22 protein-coding genes are annotated in these 23396 nt (G+C 68.4%); 7 read left to right on the forward strand and 15 right to left on the reverse strand.

What is annotated here, in order from left to right:
• Window positions 1–28: 28 nt before the first annotated feature.
• Genes mftD through mftA form a run of 7 tightly spaced genes read right to left on the reverse strand, consistent with a single transcriptional unit; the run spans window position 29 to window position 5764 of the window.
• Window positions 29–1252 (reverse strand): pre-mycofactocin synthase MftD, encoded by a 1224-nt coding sequence (gene mftD / locus ACYU8W_RS05710; RefSeq protein ID WP_499467387.1) that lies wholly within the window; start codon window positions 1250–1252, stop codon window positions 29–31.
• Window positions 1252–2682 (reverse strand): mycofactocin biosynthesis glycosyltransferase MftF, encoded by a 1431-nt coding sequence (mftF, locus tag ACYU8W_RS05715; RefSeq protein ID WP_499467389.1) that lies wholly within the window; start codon window positions 2680–2682, stop codon window positions 1252–1254. The genes mftD and mftF overlap by 1 nt, the downstream gene beginning before the upstream one ends.
• On the reverse strand, window positions 2679–3455 hold the full coding sequence (locus tag ACYU8W_RS05720) for a mycofactocin-coupled SDR family oxidoreductase (RefSeq protein ID WP_499467391.1): 777 nt from the start codon (window positions 3453–3455) through the stop codon (window positions 2679–2681). The genes mftF and ACYU8W_RS05720 overlap by 4 nt, the downstream gene beginning before the upstream one ends.
• The gene (gene mftE / locus ACYU8W_RS05725) at window positions 3452–4198 is read right to left on the reverse strand and encodes a mycofactocin biosynthesis peptidyl-dipeptidase MftE (protein ID WP_246092488.1); all 747 of its coding nucleotides are present in this window, start codon (window positions 4196–4198) and stop codon (window positions 3452–3454) included. The genes ACYU8W_RS05720 and mftE overlap by 4 nt, the downstream gene beginning before the upstream one ends.
• Complete coding sequence (gene mftC / locus ACYU8W_RS05730) at window positions 4195–5394, reverse strand: mycofactocin radical SAM maturase (protein WP_141929142.1); 1200 nt, start codon at window positions 5392–5394, stop codon at window positions 4195–4197. The genes mftE and mftC overlap by 4 nt, the downstream gene beginning before the upstream one ends.
• Window positions 5391–5660, reverse strand: a complete 270-nt coding sequence (gene mftB, locus ACYU8W_RS05735; RefSeq protein WP_141929143.1) for a mycofactocin biosynthesis chaperone MftB — start codon at window positions 5658–5660, stop codon at window positions 5391–5393. Before mftB ends, mftC begins: the two co-directional genes overlap by 4 nt.
• Window positions 5660–5764 carry a mycofactocin precursor MftA gene (gene mftA / locus ACYU8W_RS05740; RefSeq protein WP_141929144.1) on the reverse strand — a complete coding sequence of 35 codons (105 nt, stop codon included), beginning with the start codon at window positions 5762–5764 and terminating at the stop codon, window positions 5660–5662. The genes mftB and mftA overlap by 1 nt, the downstream gene beginning before the upstream one ends.
• A gap of 276 nt (window positions 5765–6040) precedes the next feature.
• Here mftA and mdo point away from each other — a divergent pair, with 276 nt between their 5' ends.
• The 4 genes from mdo (at window position 6041) to mftM (ending at window position 11059) form a co-directional block, all read left to right on the forward strand.
• Window positions 6041–7333, forward strand: a complete 1293-nt coding sequence (mdo, locus tag ACYU8W_RS05745; RefSeq protein ID WP_499467394.1) for an NDMA-dependent methanol dehydrogenase — start codon at window positions 6041–6043, stop codon at window positions 7331–7333.
• 92 nt (window positions 7334–7425) lie between these two features.
• The gene (locus tag ACYU8W_RS05750) at window positions 7426–8643 is read left to right on the forward strand and encodes an AAA family ATPase (RefSeq protein ID WP_499467396.1); all 1218 of its coding nucleotides are present in this window, start codon (window positions 7426–7428) and stop codon (window positions 8641–8643) included.
• Between the two features lie 12 nt (window positions 8644–8655).
• Window positions 8656–10179, forward strand: a complete 1524-nt coding sequence (locus ACYU8W_RS05755) for a VWA domain-containing protein (RefSeq protein ID WP_499467398.1) — start codon at window positions 8656–8658, stop codon at window positions 10177–10179.
• Between the two features lie 7 nt (window positions 10180–10186).
• A complete protein-coding gene (gene mftM, locus ACYU8W_RS05760) occupies window positions 10187–11059 on the forward strand; it encodes a mycofactocin oligosaccharide methyltransferase MftM (protein WP_499467400.1) in 873 nt (290 codons plus the stop codon).
• Between the two features lie 33 nt (window positions 11060–11092).
• Here mftM and ACYU8W_RS05765 read toward each other — a convergent pair whose 3' ends face one another.
• The 7 genes from ACYU8W_RS05765 to ACYU8W_RS05795 all read right to left on the reverse strand — a co-directional run bounded on the left by ACYU8W_RS05765 (window position 11093) and on the right by ACYU8W_RS05795 (window position 18987).
• Window positions 11093–11761 (reverse strand): MadR family response regulator transcription factor, encoded by a 669-nt coding sequence (locus ACYU8W_RS05765; protein WP_499467402.1) that lies wholly within the window; start codon window positions 11759–11761, stop codon window positions 11093–11095.
• A complete protein-coding gene (locus ACYU8W_RS05770) occupies window positions 11761–13110 on the reverse strand; it encodes a GAF domain-containing sensor histidine kinase (RefSeq protein ID WP_499467404.1) in 1350 nt (449 codons plus the stop codon). Before ACYU8W_RS05770 ends, ACYU8W_RS05765 begins: the two co-directional genes overlap by 1 nt.
• Entirely contained in the window at window positions 13107–14261 is a 1155-nt protein-coding gene (locus ACYU8W_RS05775; RefSeq protein ID WP_499467406.1) for an iron-containing alcohol dehydrogenase, read from the reverse strand. The genes ACYU8W_RS05770 and ACYU8W_RS05775 overlap by 4 nt, the downstream gene beginning before the upstream one ends.
• Before the next feature lie 5 nt (window positions 14262–14266).
• Window positions 14267–14680: a DUF779 domain-containing protein gene (locus ACYU8W_RS05780; protein WP_141929151.1), complete on the reverse strand. Its 414-nt coding sequence runs from the start codon at window positions 14678–14680 to the stop codon at window positions 14267–14269.
• Between the two features lie 102 nt (window positions 14681–14782).
• Window positions 14783–16306, reverse strand: coding sequence for an acetaldehyde dehydrogenase ExaC (gene exaC, locus ACYU8W_RS05785; protein WP_129625940.1), 1524 nt, complete (start codon window positions 16304–16306; stop codon window positions 14783–14785).
• Window positions 16307–16449: 143 nt separating this feature from the next.
• Complete coding sequence (locus tag ACYU8W_RS05790) at window positions 16450–17589, reverse strand: GAF domain-containing protein (protein WP_499467408.1); 1140 nt, start codon at window positions 17587–17589, stop codon at window positions 16450–16452.
• A gap of 252 nt (window positions 17590–17841) precedes the next feature.
• Entirely contained in the window at window positions 17842–18987 is a 1146-nt protein-coding gene (locus ACYU8W_RS05795) for a glycosyltransferase family 4 protein (RefSeq protein WP_499467410.1), read from the reverse strand.
• 22 nt (window positions 18988–19009) lie between these two features.
• Here ACYU8W_RS05795 and ACYU8W_RS05800 point away from each other — a divergent pair, with 22 nt between their 5' ends.
• Both ACYU8W_RS05800 and ACYU8W_RS05805 read left to right on the forward strand, forming a co-directional pair.
• Window positions 19010–19807 (forward strand): PIG-L deacetylase family protein, encoded by a 798-nt coding sequence (locus ACYU8W_RS05800; RefSeq protein WP_499467412.1) that lies wholly within the window; start codon window positions 19010–19012, stop codon window positions 19805–19807.
• A complete protein-coding gene (locus ACYU8W_RS05805; protein WP_499467414.1) occupies window positions 19804–20889 on the forward strand; it encodes a lysylphosphatidylglycerol synthase transmembrane domain-containing protein in 1086 nt (361 codons plus the stop codon). Before ACYU8W_RS05800 ends, ACYU8W_RS05805 begins: the two co-directional genes overlap by 4 nt.
• Window positions 20890–20892: 3 nt before the next feature.
• On the opposite strand, the gene ACYU8W_RS05810 is transcribed toward ACYU8W_RS05805, so the two are convergent.
• Window positions 20893–21750, reverse strand: coding sequence for a phosphatase PAP2 family protein (locus ACYU8W_RS05810; RefSeq protein WP_499467416.1), 858 nt, complete (start codon window positions 21748–21750; stop codon window positions 20893–20895).
• Window positions 21751–21898: 148 nt separating this feature from the next.
• Here ACYU8W_RS05810 and ACYU8W_RS05815 point away from each other — a divergent pair, with 148 nt between their 5' ends.
• Entirely contained in the window at window positions 21899–23344 is a 1446-nt protein-coding gene (locus ACYU8W_RS05815; protein ID WP_499467418.1) for a sugar porter family MFS transporter, read from the forward strand.
• Window positions 23345–23396: the final 52 nt, after the last annotated feature.

Below are 23396 nucleotides of genomic sequence, written 5' to 3' on the forward strand. Positions count from 1 at the left end.
AGGCCGAGCGCTTGTTCTGAGCGCGGACTCAGCCGGCCGTCGAACGGTGCGCTACCGCGGGACCGGCGCTCACCTCGTCCGCCGTCAGTGACCGCGCGAAACCCTCGGGCACCAACACGTCGTCGCGGGAGATGTCGTGCACGTCGCTGCGTCCGATCGCCATCATCGTCGACTCGATGCCACCGCGGATCACGTCGAGCACGTTCTCGACGCCCGCCTGACCGCCGGCGCTCAGCCCCCACAGGTAGGCACGGCCGATGAGCGTCGTCTTCGCACCGAGCGCGAGCGCCTTGACGACGTCGCTGCCGCGGCGCACACCGCCGTCGAGGGCGACGTCGATCTGGTCACCGACGGTCGCCGCGATCGCCTCCAACGACCGGATCGAGGCGGGCGTGCTGTCGAGGTTGTTGCCGCCGTGGTTCGACACCGAGATGCCGGTGACACCGGCATCGACCGCGCGCAGCGCGTCGTCGACCCGTCCGACACCCTTGAGCACGAAGGTGCCACCCCACTGCTGCACCATCCAGGCGATGTCGTCCCAGGTGGGCGGCGGCGTCTGCATCCATTCGTAGTAGGCCTCGAAGAAGCCGGGCGCCGGCTTGCCGGCCTCGGTCAGGTTTGGCGCGGACAACTCCGGCGGACGCCCGGTGCGGGCGAACTGTGCGAACCAGTTCGGCCGAAGCAGCGCTTCGGGCGCGCGCGTCACCATCGTCTTGAGGTCCATCGCCTGCGGGATGATCGGGCTTCCCCAGTCGCGCCCGTTGGAGAACGACCAGTCGGTCGTGGCGATGAGGCCGACGGCGCCGGCTGCGCGGGCCCGGTCCATCCGGCGCACCATCGAATCACGGTCGCCCATCCAGTACATCTGGAAGAAGGTCTGCGGGTTGGCGGCGACGACCTCCTCGATCGGCTTGCTGGCGAACGACGACAGACCCATCGCCACGCCGCGTGCGGCCGCGGCACGAGCCACCGCTACCTCACCGTCCGGGTGCACGGCTTGCACTCCGGTGGGCGAGATCATCACCGGCATCGACACCGACTGGCCGAAAATCTGGGTGGCGAGCTGGCGTTCGGCGGGTGCGCCGACGACATGCGGGGCGAACCCCAACTCGGAGAACGCAGCGAGGTTGTCGGCGTAGGTCACGCCCTTCTCGCTGCCGGCCAGCAACGCCTTGTAGACCGACTTCGGCAGTCGCTTCTTGGCGCGCTCCTGCGCGACGGCGACCGTCTCGAACCACTTGTGCTGACCCATCACGGGTCTCCCTTCTGTGTGTGCTGTCGTCGGAGCCCGGCCGGCAGCAGCGGGCCGAGGGTGTGTGATCGTGCGGCGCCCCACCAGACACCGGCGCCGTAGGCGAGGTCGTCGAGACGACGCGCGAGCAGGTGCCGGGGCAGGTCAAGGGTGCTGTGCGTACGGCGGTGGTCAGTCACCGCGTCGGTCACCGCGGCGATCGCCCACCACCACCGGACGCGGCGCGAGCAGGCCGCGCCGGCCACGGCCAGCGGCCAGTGGTGCCGGTTCAAGGAGGCGCCGAGTTGGGCGCCGGTGGTGGCCAGGCTCATCCCGGTCAGGGCCCAAGTTGCCGACGGGGCGCCGGCCTGGCGCAACCGACGTGAGGTGACCGCAAGCTGCGCGGCGACCGCGGTGGCGGCGAGCGCAGCGCCCGGACGTGTCAACGTGGCGGCTCCGAGCACCGCGGCGGTGGGCAGCGGCGCGAGCCGCAAGGGTGCGACACGGTCGCCGTGCCGCAGAGCCAGCGGCGCCGCGCCCGTGCCGTAGAAGGCCTTACGAGTCACCCACTCCCCCCACCGAATTCGGTGCTCGTGGCGCACCAGCGCGGCTGGCTGGTAGCGCACGACCCAGCCGGCGCGATGCAGCCGCCAGACGAGGTCGACGTCTTCGGCTACGCGCATGTCGGCGTCGAAGCCGTCGCCGAGCGCATCGCGCCGGGCGAGCAGAGCCGCACTCGGCACGTAGGACAAGCGGGTGCCGGGCGCGACGCGTCCGGGGGTCTTGCCGAGGTCAAGGGAGGAGTGCACGTCTTCGTAACGAGCGACCCAGCCCGGTCGGTCGACTGGGAGGGCGAGCACCCGCGGGGCGACCAGCGCGACCGCCGGGTCGCGCAACTCGCGCGCAAGTGCAGCCAGACAGCCGGCGTCGGGTACGACGTCGGAGTCGAGAAACGCGACGTACGGCGTAACCGCCTGTCGCAGACCGGAATTACGGGCCGCCGATGGACCCTGGGAGACGTCGTGACGCACCAGTTGCGCGTCCCACTCCTGCGCGATCGTGCGCAGCGCGTCGGCATCGGTCGACCCGTCGTCGACCACGATGACCGCACCCACCGCGGGCAGCGCCGCGAGTAGGCGTACCAGCGCCGTCCGGCGATCGCGCACCGGGATCACGACGGTCACGTCGAGCGACTCGGTCAGCGCATCGTCGTCCCACATCGGGTCGGCCAAGCCGCGGTCGAGCAGGGCGCGCGCGAGCGTGGCACTGACCTTGTCGCTAACCAAGATCTCGTCGCGTCCGGCGAGCAGGTCGCGCGCCTTCGAGCGCAGTCGCACCATCGCGCCGCTGCGGGTGCAGAAGAGCACGTCGCCGCCGTGGCAACGGGTGACCGTCGAGGTAAGGCGCACCCGGGTGCCGACCGGCAGCGCGCACGTCGTCGGGCCGCTCATCGCATCCCCGCACTCGCGTCGAGCACCGAACCGTGCACGGCCGGTCCGAGGGTGCAGGCCGCATCGACGACGCCGGCGAGTTCGTCGGCGCTCAGCGGGCGACCGGTGGTCTGCCGCTGCGCGAGTTCGGCGACATCGCTGAGTCCGTAGAGCCCGGCGGTGGCGGTGAGCATGTCGGTGTCGGTCGATCCCGGCGAGACGCCGACCACGGTGACGCCTCGTCCGTGCAGGTCAGCGGCCAGCCCACGCACCAGCCCGACGACCGCGTGCTTGACGATGCAGTAGGCGCCGAGGTGCCACAGGCCCCGGTGACCGGCGGCGGAGGCGATCGCGCAAAAGGTCGGTTGCTGCCCTGCTTCGGCTGCGGCCAGCAGATGCGGCACGGTCGCGGCGGCGGTGTTCAAGACGCCGACCAGGTCGGTCTCCCAGAGCCGATCGAGCACGCCCGGTTCGGTCAGCCACAGGTCGTCGCCACCGTCGATGATGGCCGCCGCGGCCACGACGGCCACCAAAGGTCCGTGCTCGACGACCGCGTGATCGATTGCGTCGCGCAGCAACTCGGGTGAGCGCACGTCGACGACGGCGCCGATCGCCCGGCCCTGATGCGCGGCGACCACGGCATCGAGGTCGGCCTGAGTCGCCTGCACGGCGCCCGGCTCGCTGTCGCCGAGGCAGGCGTCGAGCGCCAGCACCGTCCAACCGCGTGCGACGAGTCGGGAGACGGTCGCGGCGCCCATGCCGCGAGCGGCTCCGGTAACGACGGCGAGGCTCATGCGACGGTCTCTGCTCTGGCCAACATGCCGTCGGCGTCGACGTGCACTGCCCGCAGCCGGCGCACGATCTCCTCGACGACACCGTCGAGCAGGCCCGCCCCTTCGGCGGCGCAGGCGCCGCGCGGGTCGCCGAGCACGCCCGTCGGTGACACCGCGCGCACGCCCTCGCGGCGCAACCGTTCGAGCACCTGCGGCAACGGATCGGTGCAGCCCGCGGTCGCGCGGTCCATTGCGACCTGGTCGGGCCGCAGCGCGAGCATCATGGCGGTCTCGGTGTGTCCGGCATGTGCGTCGCGCCCGGCGGGGCCGCCGGGCACCCAGGCCACCGAGCGGCCCTCGGTGCGCAGCAGGCGCACGGCCGATCGTACGGCGTCGAGGTTGCCACCGTGCCCGTTGACCAGCACGGTGGCACCCGCCCAGCGCGACGCCGACCGCACGAGCTCGACCAACAGCAGGCGCAGCGCCTCGGTGCCGATCGAGATGGTGCCGGCGAAGTCTTCGTGCTCCCCGGACGAGCCGTAGTCGATGCCGGGAGCCACAACCACCCGCTCCCCCGACTCGCTGAGTCGCGCCGCCACCCGGGCGGCCACCGTCCGGGCCACCAGGCTGTCGGTGCCGCACGGCAGGTGCGGTCCGTGTTGTTCGGTCGACCCGACAGGCACCAACAACCAGGGGCGATCGAGCTGTTCGACGCGCGCCGAGCTGATCGCCTCGAGTCGCGGTGCCGGTCGGGTGCGGCTCACGGCGCCAGCAACTCCGACACCGGGTTCTCGTCGCACGCGCTGCGCGGCGGACGTCGGTTGATCGTCACCGGCACCGGTGCATTGCGCACCGGCCCCTTGTGCGAGTGGTCACCGGACGGCGCGGGGCGCTCATCGCCCGGGGTCCCGGCGTTGCCCCTGACGCATTCGGGGTCGGGGCCATCGAGGGGTAGGCCGGTGAAGAACTTCGCCGCCATGCAACCACCACGGCAGGTGTCGTAGGCGGAGCAGGACGCGCACGCGCCGCCGCCCGACGGTTCCCGCAGCTGCTTGAACAGCGGCGCCTGGGTCCAGACGGTGTCGAAGCCGCCTTCGCGCACGTTGCCCGCCTTGAAGCGGTCGTGGATCGCGAACGGGCACGCGTAGACGTCCCCGATCGGGTCGACCAGGCACACCACTCGTCCGGCACCGCACAGGTTGAGGCCCGGTAGCGCCTCGCCGTAGGCAGAGAGGTGAAAGAAGGAGTCGCCGGTGAGCACGTTCTCGCCATTGGCGACCAGCCAGTCGTACAGCTGGCGCTGCTGGTGCGGCAACGGGTGCAGCTCGTCCCAGACGTCGGCGCCGCGACCCGAGGGGCGCAGCCGGGTCAATCGCAACTGGGCGCCGTACTTGTCGGCGATCGCCTTGAACTCGTCGAGCTGGTCGATGTTCGTGCGGGTGCACACGACCGAGATCTTCATGTCCTTCATCCCGGCATCGGCCAGGTTCTGCAACGCCCGCATGCAGGCTTCGTAGGTGCCCGCGCCGCGGATCGGGTCGTTGACCTCGGCCGTGGCACCGTCGAGCGACAACTGCACGTCGATGTAGTTGGACGACGCGAGGTACTGCGCGCGCTCGGGGGTGATCCGAAAACCGTTGGTGGAGAACTTCACTCCGACCTGGTGGTCGACGGCGTACTGCACCAACTCCCAGAAGTCGCTGCGGATGGTGGGCTCACCGCCGCCGATGTTGACGTAGAAGATCTGCATCCGCTGGAAGGTGTCGATGAGTGCCTTGCACTCCTCGGTCGACAGCTCGCGCGGGTCGCGGCGTCCGCTGGAGGACAGGCAGTGCACGCACGACAGGTTGCACGCGTAGGTGAGCTCCCACGTCAAGCAGATCGGTGCGTCGAGGCCGTGTTCGAAACGGTCGACGAGACGTCCGACGGATTCTGTCGGTCGTTCGGCAAGTTGGGTCATGACTGGCTCCCTCGGCTGGTGAGCATCCCGCGGTCGGCGAGTTGGCGGAGTGCGGATTCGTACTGCGGCCACTGTTCTTCGGGCACCCCGGCCCCGGTCAGTGCCGCGGCAACGTCTTGGCTCTCGCGCAGCGACTCCACCACCCGAACCAGCCGGGGCGACTTCAAGAAGCTGAGCCGGCGAGAGGTGAAGTCGTACGCGAGGGCGCCGAACGGTTCGGGCCGCAAGGCAACCGACCCGCTCAGCGCCCATCGCTCGTGCAACATCAGTAGACGCCGCACATTCCGTCGATGGAGACGTCCTCCACAAGGCTGTCCTCGACAACCTCGGCGAGGTCGAGATCCTCGTTGCGGTCGATCTCCTCGTTCATGATGATCGCCTTCCGTTCGACTCGCCGCACCGGTCGGTGCGCCGTGATTCGACGCTAGAACCGCTTGTGCCGCAGCCGAACCCGCGTACCGGACAGTTGCACCTACCCATTCGGGCAGGTCCCGGCGACCCACCTGTCCGACCGGTGAGGTGGGGCACTCCCCGGGCGGTCAGCGCACGACCCGACGACTGTGGCCAGTCTTCGCGTCCTCGTCTGTTCCGGCGCCCGCCGACGACCTAGCGTCCGAGCCGTTCACTGCCGACAAGGAGGTCGCCCATGCAGGTCGACGAGTTGCTCAAGCCGTTCCCGATCAAGGAATTCCATCCGTTCCCGCGGGCTCTCATGGGCCCAGGTGCCCACGAGATGATCGGGCCAGAAGCCCTCAAGATGGGTTTCAAGAAGACGTTGGTGATGACCTCGGGCCTGCGCGGCACCGACATCGTCCACAAGATCGTCGAGTCGCTGAAGTACCACGGCCTCGAGGTCGTCGTTTACGACAAGGTCGAGTCGAACCCCAAGGACTACAACGTCATGGACGCCGTGGCGCTGTACCAAGAGAACAAGTGCGACTCGTTCGTCTCCATCGGTGGCGGCTCGAGCCACGACGCCTGCAAGGGTGCCCGCATCTCGGTCGCTCACGACGGGCGCAGCGTCAACGAGTTCGAGGGCTTCAACATGTCCGAGAACCCGAACAACCCGCCGCACATCGCCGTGTCGACCACGGCCGGCACCGGTTCGGAAACCTCGTGGGCCTACGTCATTACCGACACCACGACCGACCCGAACAACCCGCACAAGTACGTCGCGTTCGACGACGCCAGTGTGGCTTCGCTGGCCGTCGACGATCCGGTGCTCTACTTCGACTGCCCGACCGACTACACCGCACAGTGCGGGTTCGACGTGCTCGCGCACGCCAGTGAGCCGTACCTGTCGCGCCTGGACTTCCAACCCTCGCTCGGCAACGCGCTGCACGCGATCAAGCTGACTGAGGAGAACCTGCGCGCAGCCACCTGGAACGGCCAGGACCTGCGCGGCCGCGAGGGCATGATGTACGCCCAGTACATCGCCGCCCAGGCGTTCAACTCCGGTGGCCTCGGCATCATCCACTCGATAAGCCACGCGGTCAGCGCGTTCTACGACACCCACCACGGACTCAACAACGCGATCGCGTTGCCCCGCGTCTGGGCGTTCAACATGTCGGCCAGCTACAAGAAGTTCGCCGATATCGCTCGCGCGATGAACATCGACACGCACGGCATGACCGATGTGCAAGCGGCCGAGGCCGCGCTGGCCGCATCGATCCGGTTGCTACGCGATGTGGCCATCCCGGAGCGTTTCGTCGACGTCACGGCCGACAGCTACTCCAAGAACCGTCTCGGCACTGGCCCGACGAAGTACTACGAGAAGGCCAAGGTCATCAAGGGTGACAAGGCCGATGTCGAGCGCGTCACCAACCACGTCCTCGGCGACGCTTGCACCCCCGGCAACCTGCGGGAGTGCACCTTCGAGACCGTTTCGCCGGTGGTCGACCACTGCATGAACGGCGACCTGGACGACCTGCTCGGCTAACCGTCCGCCCCCACTCTGTCGGGTCCGCGGCGATCATCCCGCGGACCCGACAGCCCCACCCGCTACCCGACCTGCATGGCCAAGGAGCAAACGTGACCGCCGTGAGCAGCAAGAGCACCGACCCCGACAGCACCGACAGCACCGGGACCGACCTGCAGTTCGTTGACGTGCAGGACACCAAAGACCGATTGAACGCCGGCGGCTACCTCGCCGATGACGCACTCGCCACCACGGTGTTCTTGCAGACCCGACTAGACAAACCGCTGCTGATCGAGGGGCCGGCCGGTGTCGGCAAGACCCAGCTTGCGTCGTCCCTCGCGCAGGTCACCGGACGCCGGTTGCTGCGCCTGCAGTGCTACGAGGGTCAGGACGAGTCGAAGGCACTGTACGAGTGGGACTACGGCAAGCAACTGCTCTACACCCAGATCCTGCGCGAGAAGATCACCGAGCTCGTCGGTGACACCCGCACCATCGACGAGGCCGTCGACCGCATCGCCACCCACGACAGCGTGTTCTTCTCCGAACGCTTCCTGGCCCAACGTCCCTTGCTCGAAGCGGTGCTCTCCCCCGACCCCGTCGTGCTGCTCATCGACGAGGTCGACCGCGCCGACGAAGCCCTCGAGGCCGTGCTGCTGGAGTTGCTCGCGGAGTTCCAGATCTCGATCCCCGAGGTCGGCACGGTGCGGGCCAAGCACCAGCCCTACGTCATCCTCACCTCCAACAACACCCGTGACCTGTCGGCCGCGCTCAAGCGCCGCTGCCTTCACCTGTTCCTCGACTACCCCGACGCCGAACGCGAACTCGACATCATCCGCTCCAAGGACACCGGCCTCGATGACGCACTGGCCAGTCAGCTGGTCGAGGTGGTGCGCGGCCTGCGCGAGCTCGACCTACGGAAGGCACCGAGCATTTCCGAGACGATCGACTGGGCGCGCACACTGGCGGTGCTCGGCGCGTCCGAACTGTCGTCGAAGGTGCTGTCCGACACCTTGAACATCGTCGTGAAGTACGAGCGCGATGTCAGTGAGGCCCGCAAGGCGATCCCCCGGCTGGTCGACCCGAACGCCACGGTGCCCGAGGAGTTGCCCACCCACGGGCACGGGCATGGCCACGGGCATGGCCACGGGCACGGCGACCACGACCACGACCACTCGGATGGGGATCACGACCACGATCACTCTGCCTACGCGTCCGATCCGGACGGTTCCGCCGTGCGGGCGGCGAAGGACAAGCCGGGCCGCCACGGCAAGGGCATCTACGGCGATCCGGGTCGTGACACCCGCCGCACGGCCCGCCGTCGGACCTTCTGATCGGGGCGCGCCGTGCAGGGTGCCATCCACCGGTTCGTCCGGTTGCTGCGGTTGTTCGGGATGCGGATCAGCGTCGCGGAGACCATCGACGCGCTGCAGGCAGCGACCCAACCGGGCATGCTGGGCGACCGCGAGCTGCTGGAGTCCGCGCTGCGCGTGACCCTGGTGAAAGACCGCCGCGACCTGGAGATTTTCCAGGACGTCTTCGCCGCGTTCTTCGGTCTGCGCGCGGTCGTGGCCGCGCCGGAAGAGCACGGCCACGCGCACGACGACCTGAGCGACAGCGGCGATCTTCACCAGTTCACCCTCGGTGAAGACCCCGGCGACAGCCCGCAACAGGGCCACTCGCACGGTGCGCCCGACGACATCCGCGACTACTTCCGCCGCGAGGACCTCGCCCAGTCGTACAACCTGCACCAGGAGGCCAACAAGCTCGACATGGCCTCGGCGACCGACGAGATCGTGTTGTCGAACGACCAGAGCGACCCGCGCGGCGAGGCCGCCCGGGTGCAGCTGACGACCCGGCGGCTGCAGAACCCGGGGTTGCCCGGCAGGCTGACCGACCGCGCCGGGCTGGAGGTCGACGCACAACTCAGCGTCGCCCAGGAGATGGCGCTACTCGGCTGGCTCGCCGAGAGCGACCTGCCCGACGAGGGTCCGGCCGGCGACTCCGACCTGAGGGCACTGCGCGAGCAGCTCGCGCCGCTGCTCGCCGGCTTGCCCGAGCGGCTGCGCGAACACCTCGAACGCTTACTGGCCGCCGCCCCCGAGATCGAGGAGCGCGCCCAGGACGCGGCCCGCGCCGAACTCTTGCACGAGCAGGAGCGAGCCGAGATCGAGGACCACCTGCGCCGCCTCATCCGCGGGTTGCACGGTGCGCCGCGGGCGCGCCGCCGCACCAGCGCGGCGGGCACCGTCGACGCCGCCCGCACCATGCGGCAAAACATGAAGTACGACGGCGTTCCGTTCCGGCCGATCACCGTCGCGAAGACGCACGACCGCCCGCGTCTGCTGCTGCTGGCCGATGTGTCGCTGTCGGTGCGCGCGACCTCGGCCTTCACCCTGCAGGTGGTGCAGAGCCTGCAATCGCTGGTGAGCTCGGTGCGCACCTTCGGCTTCGTTGCCGACATCGCCGAGGTCACCGACCTGTTCGCCGAACATCGCCTCGACCGTGCTCTGGAACTCGTCATGGCCGGCCCGGACGGCGGTGGACCGATCGATGTCGACGCCGACTCCGACTACGGCTCGGTCTTCGAGACCTTCCTGGAGGACTACGGCTCAGCGCTCAACCACCGCACCACGGTCGTCATGCTCGGAGACGGACGCGGCAACGGGCACGACCCCGGCCTGCGCGCCTTCGAGGAGATCTCCCGGCGTGCTCGCAGCACGTTGTGGCTTACGCCCGAGCCGAGGTTCTCTTGGCGCCTCGGACGCTGCGACCTGCCGCTCTACGCGGAGTACTGCGACCGGGTGCAGGTCGTGCGCGGACTCGGCGGCCTGGAGGACCTCTCCCATCGCATCCACACCCCGGCGTGAGGGCGCGATGGACACCTCGCAGGACATCTTGTCCCCGCTGCGCTCGGCGCCCGGCGGGGTCTACCGCGACGACTGCGTCACGGTGATCCGCGGTCCGGCTCCGCCCGGCCGAGAGATCGTGCACACCTCGCACTTCACGGTGCACGCCGGTGAGCCCTTGGCGATCACCCACCAGCTGAGCGTCGACGATCTCGACGAGGATCTGACCGGCTTGCTGCACACCGAGCTGTTCGAACCGGGCTGGGTGCGTGGCCCCGAGCTGTTCGAACGGTTGTTCACCGGCATCGTGTTGACCTGCGCCGACGACCCACTGACTGCGTGGGAATCGTTCTACCGCAACACGATTCGTCAGGAGTCGATTCCTGGTGCACGACCTGGTGGCGCGATAGAGGAATTCCGGCCGGTGCACGACCACGCCGTCGAACTCGTGCTCGGCGACTCGGTGCACGAACTCGGCAGCTGCTTCGGATTTCTCGCCCTGCGGCTGGCCGCGCAGGGGCTGGACGTGACCGCGTCCGACCTCAGCGTGGGCACCATGCAGTTACTCGGTGCGGTCGCTCCCCGGCTCGGCGCACGGGTCGCCACCGTGGTGGCCGACGCGGGGCATGTGCCGGCCGCCGATCGCAGCGTCGACACCGTGCTCGCGGTGCACCTGTTGGAACACGTCGACACCGAGCACGGGCGCCGGGTGCTCGACGAAGCGGTGCGGCTGGCCGACCGCCGAGTGATCGTCGGGGTGCCCTACGAAGACGTCGCCGACGAGACCTTCGGGCATGTGCGCACGATCGGCCCAGCCGACCTCGCCGAGCTCGGTGCGCAGACCGGCCTGTGCTTCGAGGTGCACGAGCACCACGGTGGCTGGCTCGTCATCGACCGCTGAATCCCGCTGCGTTCCGGCGCCTTTCGCTGGTCGTCAGATCACGCCGAGCTTGCTCGCGGCGTAGACCGCTTCGGCGCGCCGGGAGACACCGAGCTTGTGCAGGATGTTGGCGACGTGAAACTTCGCGGTCGCCTCGGAGATGAAAAGCATCTTGCCGATCGCTTTGTTGGAGTGCCCGTGGGCCAGCAGCGCGAGCACTTCGAGTTCTCGTTTGGTCATCTTGCTGGTGTCCTCGACGGCCGGCGCGGTCACGCCGCGCACCATCGCCGCTGCGCTACGCGGATCGAACGCGCTGCCGCCTCGGTGCACGTCGCGGATCGCCTTGATGAGGCCGGACGTGTCGACGTCCTTGACCACGTATCCGCGGGCCCCCGCGCGCACCGCGGCGAGCACGAGTTGGTCGTCGACAAAGGTGCTGAACACCAGCACGGCAAGCCCGGGATGGGCCGCGATCAGGTCGCTGCACAGGTCGATGCCGTCGGCGTCCTGCTGGGTGGTGAGTTTGAGATCGAGCACAACGACCGCCGGGTCGGTGTGCCGCACGACGGCGAGCGCCTCGCGCGCGTCCGACGCCTCTGCGACCACCGACAGGTCGTCCTCGCGTTCGAGGATCGCGCGCAGGCCCTGCCGCACGACCGCATGGTCGTCGACGAGCACGACGGTGATCGTGCGCTCGCCGGTCGTCGGCGTCAGTCCGTTCATCACTGTTCCTTCCCTACGGGGCTGGCCGCCCTCGGCGTCATGATCACTGGCAGCGGCACGCGGAACTCGATCCGCACCCCTCCCAGGCGCGCGCGACGCACATTCATTGCTCCGCCCAGGCGTTCTGCCCGTTCCGCCATGTTCGCCAGGCCGCGATGGCGTCCGTCGCCGGGTGTGCGGCGCGCGAGACGGAGGTGACGGCGCAGACGCGCCGGGTCACCGTCGCCGTCGTCGGCGACGATCAATCGCAATTCGCCTGTGCGATAAACCAATCGGACGTAGGCACGGGTCGCCTGAGCGTGCACGGTGACGTTGAACAAAGCTTCGCCGACCGCGCGCACCAGGTCGTGTCGTGCCTGCTCGGGCACCTCCACCTCGACGCCCTCCACCCGGAAGCGCAAGGTCAGCGGCCCGACGTGCTGCAAGACGAGCGCTTCGAGCAGTTCGGCCAACGACTGCACCCGGTCGCTGTGAGGCTGACGCAGGGCAAAGATCGCCTGCCGCAGCTGCTCGACCGCGTGACCGGCGACGTCGCGGGTGCCCGCCAGACGTTCGCCAAGAGTGTCGCCGCCCGGCAACGCGGCCGCGTCACCACGAGCGATCTCCAGGGCCATTCCCACTGAGAGCACCTGCTGGGTGACGGTGTCGTGCAACTCGCGCGCGATCCGCTGACGCTCCTCCTCCACCAACTCGCGCTGCGCGGCAACCTGCAGTCGGTGTTCTGCGTGGCGCAACGCGGTGTCTCGTTCGTTGAGGTCGCGTCGCTGCGCCTCGGTTTCGGCGTTGAGGCGTTGCGCCCGTCGGTGCAGCAGCAGTCCGGCTTGGAACTGCTCGGACGTGTGCAGCGAAACCGCCGCCTGGTTGGCCAGGATGCGCAGCACAGCGATGTCGGCGTCGGCCGGCTCCTCCGGCAGCCGGTGTCGGGCCGACAACGTGCCGACGACGCGACCCTCGAGCATCATCGGAGCGCGGACGCATTGGGCCCGGTCGCCGGGCACGGCACCACCGCGCACCGCCCCGACCTCGCGGCGCACCTCCAGCGGAAGGCCGTACTCCTCGATCACGACGTCGCCGTCGCGCGGCGCCATGAGCACCCGCGGACGGGCGCCGGGGAACTCTCCCCCGCCGATCAGCAGCAGGGCCCAGTCGGCGTCGAGGTGGCTGCGCGCGGCCTCGACGACCTCCTGCAGCAACTCACGCGGGCCCTCGACAGTGCGCACGACCGCCTGGGAGATCGCGTCCATCGCCCGAAGCGTGCCGTGCAGCCGTTCGTCGGACCGCACGTATTCGCGGTAGTAGGAACGCTTGCCCGACCGGATGCCGGTGAGTGAATCGAGTTCGTTGATCACAACGCAGCCTCGAACAACGCCTCGATCTGCTCCTGCGACGCCGGGCGCGGGTTGGTCGTCAGGCAGGCGTCTTGCAAGGTGGTGCGGGCCAGGGTCGGGATGTTCTGCGCGCTCACGCCGAGCCCGGCAAGCCCGGTCGGCACGCCGAGGTCACGACCGAGTTCTTCGACGCAGGTGGCGAGGAACTCTGCGGCCTGCGCGCCGTCGCGCGCATCGGGCAGGCCCGCCGCCCGCGCGAGCTGCACGAACCGGTGGCACGGCGCGTTGAAGCGAATCACGTGCGGCAGCAGCACTCCGTTGATGACGCCGTGCGGTGCGTCGAGTAGGCCGCCGACCTGGTGACTCATCGCGTGGGTAGCGCCGAGGATCGCGTTGCTGAACGCAAGTCCGGCGTTCAGGCTCGCCTGTGCCATGCCGGCACCCGACTCGGTGTCGATGGGCTGCCGAAACATCGACCGCAGGTGGGTGCAGACCCCTTCGACCGCGGCGAGCGCATGCAGGTCGGCGATCGGGTTGTGCGCCAGCGAGACGTATGCCTCGATGCCGTGGGTAAGGGCGTCGAGCCCGGTCGCGGCGGTCAGCCAGGCCGGCATGGTGACCAGCAGGTCGGGGTCGGTGATCGACACCTCAGGCACCAGCGTCCGGCCCATGATCGTCACCTTCACCGAGCGTTTGGTGTCGGTGACGATGCAGAACTGCGAGACGTCCGCACCGGTGCCGGCCGTCGTCGGGATCATCAGCGTCGGCGGGAGCGGGTGCGCCATCTGATCGACGCCGATGAAGTCGAGGATGTCGCCGCCGTTGCCCGCGACGACTGCGACGCCCTTCGCGGCGTCCATCACCGAGCCGCCACCGATGCCGACGATGACGTCGGCGCCGCGGCTGCGGTAGTGCTCGTAGGCTGCCCGAACCTCGTGGTCCTTGGGGTTCTGGCTGACCGCACTCCAGACCTGCGGGTCGAGCCCGGCGGCGCGCAACAGGTCGATCAACCGGTCGGCCCAGCCCGCCGCGACGATGCCGGGATCGGTGACGACGAACGGTCGGCGGGCGCCCATACGTCCCGCCGCGAACCCCGCTTCGTCGATGGAACCGGGGCCGAAGACAACTTCCGGGGCCTGGAACTTCGACAGGCCCCGCTGCGTGCCGGCCACCCGATTCACAGCAGTCCGAGACCGCGCAGTTCGTCTTCGTCGAACATTCGCGACCGGATGAGGAAGCGCACTCCTTCGGGCGCCTCGAGCGAGAATCCGCTGCCGCGTCCCGGCACGACGTCGACTGTGAGGTGAGTGTGCTTCCAGTACTCGTACTGCGAGGAGCTCATGTAGAACGGGACCGGTTCGGCGACGCCGGGCAGCTGCACCCGCTGCAGCAGCACGTCGACGTCGCCGATCATGAAGTCGCCGACCGGGTAACACATGGGGGCGCTGCCGTCGCAGCATCCGCCGGACTGGTGGAACATCACCGGTCCGTTGCGATCGACCAGTTTCGCCACGAGTTGTGCGGCCGCGTCGGTGAACGCGACGCAGTCGACATCGTTCACCGCCTTGGCAACCTTCGATTCGGTGCTCATCCGGTTTCCTTCTCCTTGAGGTGCGGGCATGCGTCCGAGGACGGGATGGCCCCGGTAACAGGCGCGAGGCCTGCTACCGGGGCATCAGGGCGGGTCGTCGGCTCAGAAGAATCCGAGCGCGTCCGGGGAGTAGGACACGAGCAGGTTCTTCGTCTGCTGGTAGTGATCGAGCATCATCTTGTGGTTCTCGCGGCCGATGCCGGACTGCTTGTAGCCACCGAACGCGGCGTGCGCCGGGTAGGCGTGGTAACAGTTGGTCCAGACGCGTCCGGCTTTGATGCCGCGGCCCATCCGGTAAGCCTGCGCGCCGTCGCGCGACCACACGCCGGCACCCAAGCCGTACAGGGTGTCGTTGGCGGTCTTCAGCGCGTCGGCCTCCTCGTCGAAGCTGGTGACCGAGACGACCGGCCCGAAGATCTCCTCCTGGAAGATCCGCATCGAGTTGTCGCCCTCGAACACGGTCGGCTGCACGTAGTAGCCGCCGTCGAGATCGCCCCCGAGCGAGGCGACGTCCCCGCCGGTGAGCACCTTCGCGCCCTCCTGCTTGCCGATGTCGAGGTAGCTCTTGATCTTCTCGAGCTGATCGTTGGACGCCTGCGCACCCATCGTGGTCTCGGTGTCGAGCGGGTTGCCCATCTTGATCTTCTCGACGCGAGCAACAGCGTCCTTCATGAAGTCGCTGTAGATCGAACTCTGGACGAGCGCGCGCGAGGGACAGGTGCAGATCTCGCCCTGGTTGAGGGCGAACATTGCGAAGCCCTCCTGCGCCTTGTCATAGAACGCGTCGTTCTGCGAGGCGACGCTGTCGAAGAAGATGTTCGGCGACTTGCCACCGAGCTCCAGGGTCACCGGGATGATGTTCTGGCTGGCGTACTGCATGATCAGCCGGCCGGTCGTGGTCTCGCCGGTGAAGGCGATCTTGGCGATGCGCGGGCTGGAGGCCAGCGGCTTGCCGGCCTCGGTGCCGAACCCGTTGACGATGTTGAGCACGCCCGGGGGAAGCAGGGGACCGATGAGTTCGGCGAGCTTGAGGATCGACCACGGGGTCTGCTCGGCCGGCTTCAACACGACCGCGTTGCCGGCGGCGAGCGCCGGGGCAAGCTTCCACACCGCCATCAGGATCGGGAAGTTCCACGGGATGATCTGGCCGACGACGCCCAGCGGCTCGTGGAAGTGGTAGGCGATCGTGTTCTCGTCGATCTCGCTGATGCTGCCCTCCTGGCCGCGCAGCGCTCCGGCGAAGTAGCGGAAGTGGTCGATCGCGAGCGGGATGTCGGCGGCGAGCGTCTCGCGCACGGCCTTGCCGTTGTCCCAGGACTCGATGACCGCGATGTCCTCGAGGTTCGCCTCCATGACGTCGGCGATCTTCAGCAGAATGTTGGAGCGGTCGGTGGCGGACGTGCGTCCCCACGAGTCGGCCGCGTTGTGGGCCGCGTCGAGCGCAGCTTCGATGTCCTCGGCGGTGCCTCGACCCACCTGGGTGAACACCTGGCCGGTCTGCGGGGCGTAGTTGTCGAAGTACTCGCCCTTCTTGGGCGGGACGAACTCGCCGCCGATGTAGTGGCCGTATCGGTCCTCGACCTTGATCTTCGAACCGGACGTGCCGGGGCGCTCGAACACAGGCATCGCTGTCTCCCATCGTCGTTGTTGGTGCGATGAGTGTGATGCTAATCACGTCGACGTTGCATCGACGTTGCAACATCTGCGCCGCCTTCGTCGGGCGGTCCGATCAGCGGAACGCGGGCATCCCGCCGACGGTAGAAGCCGGGTCAGGCCAGACGTTGGAGGTGCGCCTGCGCCACCGAGCGCATCGGTGACCCGATCGGTAGCAAGCCGGCGAGGGCGGCCCACGCCTCGTGGTCGTCGGCTCCCCAAGGGTGCCGCGTCCACGACATCAGCAGGTCGCTGCGTCCGCTCGACCGCACCGCGGCTGCGAGCGCCGCATGCACCCGCTCGCGCAGTTCGACGACGCCCGGTGCGTCCGAGCGCGGCAGCAACGGGCCGCGGTATCGCTGCACGGCTCCGGCGACGTCGCCCCGCTCCAACAGGTCGAGCACGACCGACCAGTCGCTGTGCACCGGCATGAGCAGTCGATAGGGCCGGGAGGCGAACAGGTCGTCGCCGAGCACCGTCCGCAGCCGTTGCAGTTCGGCCCGCACGGTCGATCGACCCGACTCGAACTCGTAGAGGCCGCAGGCGATCTCATCGCCCGACATGCCGTCGGGGCGACCGGCCAGCAGGGTGACGATCTCGCTGTGGCGTGGGCTCAAAGCGACCGTGCGCTCGCCGACGGACACCACCGCCGAGTCGACCCCGAGCCCGCTGAGACGCACCCCGGTGGGGGCCGGCGAACCGATGCGGTGCAACTCCATCTCGGCCAATCGGGCCGCGGCACGCAGCATCGCCATCGTCTGCGGGACGACGATGTGGTCTGCGCCGGTGACGTCGACGGCACCGATGACCCCGCCGCTGTGCGGGTCGCGGATCGGCACCGCAACGCACGACCAGCGGTGCACCGACTCCAGGAAATGTTCCTGCTGGCGGACGACGACCGGCTCGCCGAGCGCGATCGCGGTGCCGGGCGCGTTCGTGCCGACCACCCGCTCGTCCCAGGAGGCACCCTCTGCGAAACCGATCCGCTCCGCCTTGTCGAGCGCGTCGTTGCTCCCCCGAACGAACAGCAACTGCCCGTTCTCGTCGGCCACCGCCAACAGCGCATCGCAATCGACGATCGCCTGTTCGAGCACGTCGTGCAGCACCGGCATCGCGCGCCACAGCGGATGCGCGCGGCGATAGTCCTCGAGCGAGCCGCCACTGAGCACCAGCGGTGCCTGCTCCTCGCTCGCGCGAACGCCGGCGTCGAGCGAACGGCGCCACGAGTCGGCGACCAGCGGGCGGACGAAGGACATACCCCAGTAGACAACGCAACGGGTCCAAACGAAAGCGGTTCCGACGATTCAGACCGACTCACATCCGAGGCTGCTCCAGCGTCTACACGTCATGAAGCACTGTGTACTGGAGTCCGTCATCGGGTAGCTGACGATCGTCGCGGACGATGACTCGATCGTCAACATCTACTACCCCGGCCACTGGGGCCTGGATCGCAAGCGTTTCCTGCTTGACCTGGAAGAACCCCGTGAGGTGAAGGAAGAGCGTCTGTTCTAGCGCTCGTTCATCTGCTCGATCGCGCGCTCGTACTCCGCCTCGACCATCTGCACGACGCTCGGCCACGACTCCTTCGGCAGCACCGACGTGTTGTGCGCGATCATCTTCTCCCGCATCGAGACGTCGGTGAGGAGCCGGACGAGCGCGTCCGACATACCGGCGTCGTCGCCCGCGAGCAGGCCATTGACGCGATGCTCCACGAACTCCGACACCCCGCTCTTGCGCGGCGCCACGATCGGGAGCCCGATGGTCCGTGCCTCGAGCGCCGCGATACCGAAGGCCTCGAGCTCCGCCGGCGCGATGTAGATGTCGGAGAGGCGATACCGCTCCTGTACCTGCATCCGCGTCATTCGTCCGGGCGCGCTGAACCAGTTCTGCGCACGCAGGCGCCTCACTTTGCTCTCGACCTTTCCGCGCAGCGGTCCCTCCCCCAGTACCTCGAGCCGAACGTCGACGTCCGGCACCTGACGGCGTGCCTCGTGCACGAGGTCGAGCAGTTCGAGGGGGCGCTTGCGACCCATCAGACGCATCGCCGACACGATGCGTACCGGCTCGTCCGGACTCTTGGGCGCACGCGGCAACGGTGCCCACTGCTGGGTGTCGATGCCGTTGGGCAGGATCGCGACCTTGTGCTGCAGCCCGGCCAGCGACATCACCGGCGCCGCCGCGACACCGGAGACCGCAGACAGCGCGGCACCCGATTTGGCCCACCGCGCGACATAACCCGCCAGGCGGATCGGCGCCTCCATCCGGGCGTGCAGCGAGTGCCAGGTGACGGCGGTCGGCAGATCCAGGTCGAGCGCGACCCGGGCGCAGTCCATCGAGAACGGCGCAACGACCCCCATATGGACGTGGGCAACATCGAACTGTCCCGCACGCAGCAGACGACGCAACGTCGGCGGGGCGAGCGGGTTGATCGGCAGGCCGTGCGGCATCGGGATCGCCAAGCGGTGCACAGGGATACCGTCGATGATCTCGAGTTCGTTGCGTCGCTGGCCCGGCTCGCGGGTGGCGGTGAAGGCGACAACCTCGTGCCCGGCGCGGGTGAGGTGACGGGCCAGATCGTGTACTTGGACCTCGATACCGCCCAGCCTGGGCAGGTAGCAGTCCGACAACAGGGCCACCTTCACGGGCGTAAGCATGTCATGCGCGAGAATGTCCGCGATGTCGCACACACTGGTGACGTTCCACGCACACCCTGACGATGAAGCCCTGCTCACAAGCGGCACGATGGCCAAGGCCGCCGCCGCAGGGCACCGGGTGGTGCTCGTGACAGCGACCGACGGGGGGCTCGGTTTGGCGGCAGGTGAATATCGGGACGACGGCGGGCTCGGCGCGCGCCGGCTCGCCGAACTCCGGCGCAGCGCGGACGCACTCGGGGTGGCCCGTGTCGTCCACCTCGGTTACGCCGATTCGGGGATGGAAGGCCAAGCTCCTGCCAACGGGTTCGTCACCGCGCCCGCGGACGAGGCCGCCGGACGGCTGGCCGAGGTGCTCGACGAGGAGGACGCCGACGTCCTGACCAGCTACGACCCGGGCGGCGGCTACGGCCACCGCGACCACGTTCGGGTGCACGAGGTCGGTGCGCTCGCCGCCGAGATGGCGGGCACGAAACGGGTGCTGGAGGCGACCGTTCCGCGCGACCTTCTGGTCGGCGCTCTCAAAGCTGTGTCGAAGGTCTACACCTTCCCGGACGCGTTCGACATCGAGGTCTACGAGCGGGCGTTCACCGCCCGCAAGAACATCACCCATCGAATCGACGTGCACCGGCACATCGCCGCCAAGCGCGCCGCGATGGCAGCGCACGCGTCCCAGGCAACCGCGGACGACGGCGACCGCACGCTCGCGGCGTTCCTTCGCATTCCGCGCCCGGTCTACGACCTGGTGTTCGGTCGCGAATGGTTCGTCGACCCGGCCCACGAGGGCCCGGTCGCCCGGGACGTCTTCGCGGGGCTCGCATGACCGAACCCGACATGGAACTCGCGCAGGACACCATCGATGTCCAGCCCGAGATGCCCAAGTTCACCTGGAAGAGCGCGGTCAACGCGCTGCTCGGCATGGGGCTGGCAGCCGCCCTCATCATCTGGGGGCTGCCCTGGCTGGCCAAGACCACCTGGACGGAGATCGGAGTTCGGCTGCAGACGGTCGGTCTGCTCCCCTCACTCGGATTCGCCGCGCTCATGCTGGCCGGCCTGTGGATCTACACCTTCACGCTCACCGCGTCCTGGCCGGGAATCAGTCATACGCGGGCCGCGATCGTCAACGTCACCGGCTCTGCCGTCGCCAACACGATGCCCGGCGGCGGTGCGACGGCGCTCGCCGCCAGTTGGGTGATCCTGCGGTCGTGGGGATTCAAACGACGGGCCATCTCCACCGGTCTCATCGTCAGCGGTGTGTGGAACGTCCTGGCGCGGATCGCCTTGCCGCTCCTCGGGATCGTGCTGGTTTCCCGCAACAAGCACGACCTCCCACCGGCGGTGAGCAACGGCGCCTGGTGGGGCGGGGTCGCCGGCCTGCTGCTCCTGGTCGGCTTCATCGTCGCGCTCACCAGCCCGGTCCGTACCCGAAAGCTCGGCTCCTGGCTGGACCGCCGAGTCAGCCCGCTCATCGCTCGGGTGCGCAAAGGTCGCCAACCGCGCCTCGAGCACCTGCTCGTCGACCAACAGTCGCGGATGTCCGCCCTCACCCGGCGTGGTTGGTTCCCGATGACGCTCGGGGTGGTCGGACAACTGCTGATCTGGTTCGTGCTCTTCTGGCAGATCATGCGGGCGGTCGGTGTGGACCTGCCGGTGACCGACCTGTTTGCCGCGTACGCCATCGGTAGCCTGCTGCGCGCCGTCGGCATCACCCCGGGGGGTCTGGGCGTGGCCGAGGCCGGCATCATCCTGGTGCTGGGTAGTTGGGGCGCCGACCACACCTCCGCCGCGGCCGGCGCCCTGCTCTACGCGATCTTCACCAACGTGGCCGAGATCCCGCTCGGCGCACTGGGTTGGCTCGCATGGTGGATGGGACCCAAGGCCGCGCATGCGGCCGAGGACGACTGAGGCTCAGGCGAGTTCGCGGTCAGCCAGCCACGCGACCAGCGTGACGGTGCCGGCGCAGACGATCACCATGCCGAGGAGGACGGCCAGCGCTGCAACCTGTTCGATCCCCTGGCCGCCGAGCACAAAACCGAGTGCGAAGAAGGCCAGGCACGACACGAGGACCACCACGCCGAGCATCTTCAGGTAGTCCCCCGTCGGGCGCGAATGTGCGGGTCGGGCCCCGCGTTGGACGAGCGTTGCGACCAGGACGGCGAGGGCGGCCCAACCGAGGCAGACTGCCGCCGCCGCGGCGATGTCGGAGGGACGGTGCCAGCGTCCGGCGATCGTGCCGACTCCGATCGTGCTGGCCACGATCGCGCCGACGACTGTCACGACAGGGCGCCAACCGCGCGATGACACAAGGACGGCGCCGATGGCCCACAACATCGCCGCCGTCGTGTGACCGCTCGGCAGTGAGTTCGGCAGGCTGCCGACGCGTTCGAACACTCCGTGCTTGAGCACCTGAGTAGTCGCCGTGGCACCCAGGACTGCCAGCACGGTAGCTGCAGCGACTGCGTGACGATCACGTCGGATCGCGACGAATGTCGTCACCGCCAGGATCGCGAGGACGGTGACCGGTGACACGGTGCCACTCCACGCGTTGATCCGGTCGAACGCCTCGGGTGGGCCGCCCAGGAAACTCATCAACCGGTTGTCCAGACGGGCACCGGTGAGATTGTGCAGGAACACCTTCACCAGGACGGCACCGGTCAGGGCTGATCCGAGCATCGCTGCGAGCAGCACGAACACTGCCGAGGCAGGTGGCTGCGTCGAGCGGGACGAGGTCCGGCGAAGGTTCTGGGTGCGGTCGATCGTGGACATCACCGTGCTCAACGCACGATGCCGGCAAATTGCTCCGCCAGATCGCTCACACCTGGCTGGACGAGAGCTCCCCTGCTCGCCTGACCCAGGCGTAGCGTTCTCTGACACCACCCTCACACCCGCCACATCAGTAGGAAGCGAGACGGCCATGAGCGAACACGGCCCGATTTCGGACGAGGAATCGATCTACGACAACTCCGACACCGCAAGTGGCAAGAGCGCCGTCCGGATCGCGTCCGTCGCGGCGCTCGGCGGATTCCTGTTCGGCTACGACAGCGCGGTCATCAACGGTGCAGTCTCCGCGATCGAAAGGAAGTTCGAGGTCGGTTCCGCTTCCCTCGGATTCGCGGTCGCGTCCGCCCTGCTCGGTGCCGCGGCGGGTGCTGTGTACGCCGGACGCCTGGCGGACAAGGTCGGGCGCCTGTCGGTCATGAAGCTCGCCGCCATTCTGTTCTTCATCAGCGCGATCGGCACCGGTTTCGCCCAGAGTCTGTGGATGGTCGTGTTGTTCCGCATCGTCGGCGGTCTCGGCGTCGGTGCGGCCTCGGTGATTGCGCCTGCCTACATCGCCGAGATCGCTCCCGCAGCTATCCGTGGGCGACTCGGGTCCCTGCAGCAACTCGCGATCGTCACCGGCATCTTCACCTCGCTGCTGGTCGACTACCTGCTCGCCGCTGCTGCAGGATCGTCACACGACGAGCTCTGGCTCGGGCTGGAGGCCTGGCGTTGGATGTTCCTCGCGATGGCCGTCCCCGCGGTGATCTACGGACTGTTGTCGACCACCATCCCTGAGTCGCCGCGTTACCTGATCGCCACCCACAAGATCCCCGAAGCTCGCAAGGTGCTCTCCACCTTGCTCGGTCAGCGCAACCTCGAGGTGAAGATCGACCGGATCCAGCGGTCGCTGCACCGCGAGGACAAGCCGTCGATGGCCGACCTCAAGGGACCCGCGCTCGGACTCATGCCAATCGTCTGGATCGGCATCGGGTTGTCGGTCTTCCAGCAGTTCGTCGGCATCAACGTGATCTTCTACTACTCCAACGTGCTCTGGGAGGCCGTCGGATTCAGCGAGCAGGACTCGTTCAAGATCACCGTCATCACCTCGGTCGTCAACATCGTCACCACGCTCATCGCGATCGCCAGCGTCGACAAGGTCGGGCGTAAACCGTTGCTGCTCATCGGTTCTGCCGGAATGGCCGTCTCACTGTCGGTGATGGCGTTCGTGTTCCAGACCGCGCAGGTCGTCACCGTCGACGGTGAGGCCACCCCACAGTTGAGCGACGCGCAGGGCATCACCGCCCTCGTCGCGGCCAACGTGTTCGTGGTCGCGTTCGGCATGTCCTGGGGACCCATCGTCTGGGTGCTTCTCGGCGAGACCTTCCCCAACCGGATGCGCGCCGCTGCGCTCGCCCTGGCCGCCGGCGCCCAGTGGGTCGCCAACTGGGTCGTCACCGTCAGCTTCCCGTCGCTGCGTGACGTGTCGCTCGGCATCACGTACGGCATCTACGCAGTGTTCGCGGTGCTGTCGTTCATCTTCGTCAAGAAGTGGGTGCGCGAGACCAAGGGCATGGAACTGGAGGACATGGGCGACTGATCTCGATCGGCCCCGATGACGACCGGATCCCTTGACTACAGGCGTAGTCAAG

The sequence above is a fragment of the Yimella radicis genome, from assembly GCF_054778255.1.

What these genes read in the sequence shown, in the direction of transcription:
- mftD (WP_499467387.1), bottom strand. Translation starts at nt 1,252, where the DNA reads ATGGGTCAGCACAAGTGGTTCGAGACGGTCGCCGTCGCGCAGGAGCGC.
- mftF (WP_499467389.1), bottom strand. Translation starts at nt 2,682, where the DNA reads ATGAGCGGCCCGACGACGTGCGCGCTGCCGGTCGGCACCCGGGTGCGC.
- ACYU8W_RS05720 (WP_499467391.1), bottom strand. Translation starts at nt 3,455, where the DNA reads ATGAGCCTCGCCGTCGTTACCGGAGCCGCTCGCGGCATGGGCGCCGCG.
- mftC (WP_141929142.1), bottom strand. Translation starts at nt 5,394, where the DNA reads ATGACCCAACTTGCCGAACGACCGACAGAATCCGTCGGACGTCTCGTC.
- mftB (WP_141929143.1), bottom strand. Translation starts at nt 5,660, where the DNA reads ATGTTGCACGAGCGATGGGCGCTGAGCGGGTCGGTTGCCTTGCGGCCC.
- mftA (WP_141929144.1), bottom strand. Translation starts at nt 5,764, where the DNA reads ATGAACGAGGAGATCGACCGCAACGAGGATCTCGACCTCGCCGAGGTT.
- mdo (WP_499467394.1), top strand. Translation starts at nt 6,041, where the DNA reads ATGCAGGTCGACGAGTTGCTCAAGCCGTTCCCGATCAAGGAATTCCAT.
- mftM (WP_499467400.1), top strand. Translation starts at nt 10,187, where the DNA reads ATGGACACCTCGCAGGACATCTTGTCCCCGCTGCGCTCGGCGCCCGGC.
- ACYU8W_RS05765 (WP_499467402.1), bottom strand. Translation starts at nt 11,761, where the DNA reads ATGAACGGACTGACGCCGACGACCGGCGAGCGCACGATCACCGTCGTG.
- ACYU8W_RS05780 (WP_141929151.1), bottom strand. Translation starts at nt 14,680, where the DNA reads ATGAGCACCGAATCGAAGGTTGCCAAGGCGGTGAACGATGTCGACTGC.
- exaC (WP_129625940.1), bottom strand. Translation starts at nt 16,306, where the DNA reads ATGCCTGTGTTCGAGCGCCCCGGCACGTCCGGTTCGAAGATCAAGGTC.
- ACYU8W_RS05790 (WP_499467408.1), bottom strand. Translation starts at nt 17,589, where the DNA reads ATGTCCTTCGTCCGCCCGCTGGTCGCCGACTCGTGGCGCCGTTCGCTC.
- ACYU8W_RS05795 (WP_499467410.1), bottom strand. Translation starts at nt 18,987, where the DNA reads ATGCTTACGCCCGTGAAGGTGGCCCTGTTGTCGGACTGCTACCTGCCC.
- ACYU8W_RS05800 (WP_499467412.1), top strand. Translation starts at nt 19,010, where the DNA reads ATGTCGCACACACTGGTGACGTTCCACGCACACCCTGACGATGAAGCC.
- ACYU8W_RS05805 (WP_499467414.1), top strand. Translation starts at nt 19,804, where the DNA reads ATGACCGAACCCGACATGGAACTCGCGCAGGACACCATCGATGTCCAG.
- ACYU8W_RS05810 (WP_499467416.1), bottom strand. Translation starts at nt 21,750, where the DNA reads ATGTCCACGATCGACCGCACCCAGAACCTTCGCCGGACCTCGTCCCGC.
- ACYU8W_RS05815 (WP_499467418.1), top strand. Translation starts at nt 21,899, where the DNA reads ATGAGCGAACACGGCCCGATTTCGGACGAGGAATCGATCTACGACAAC.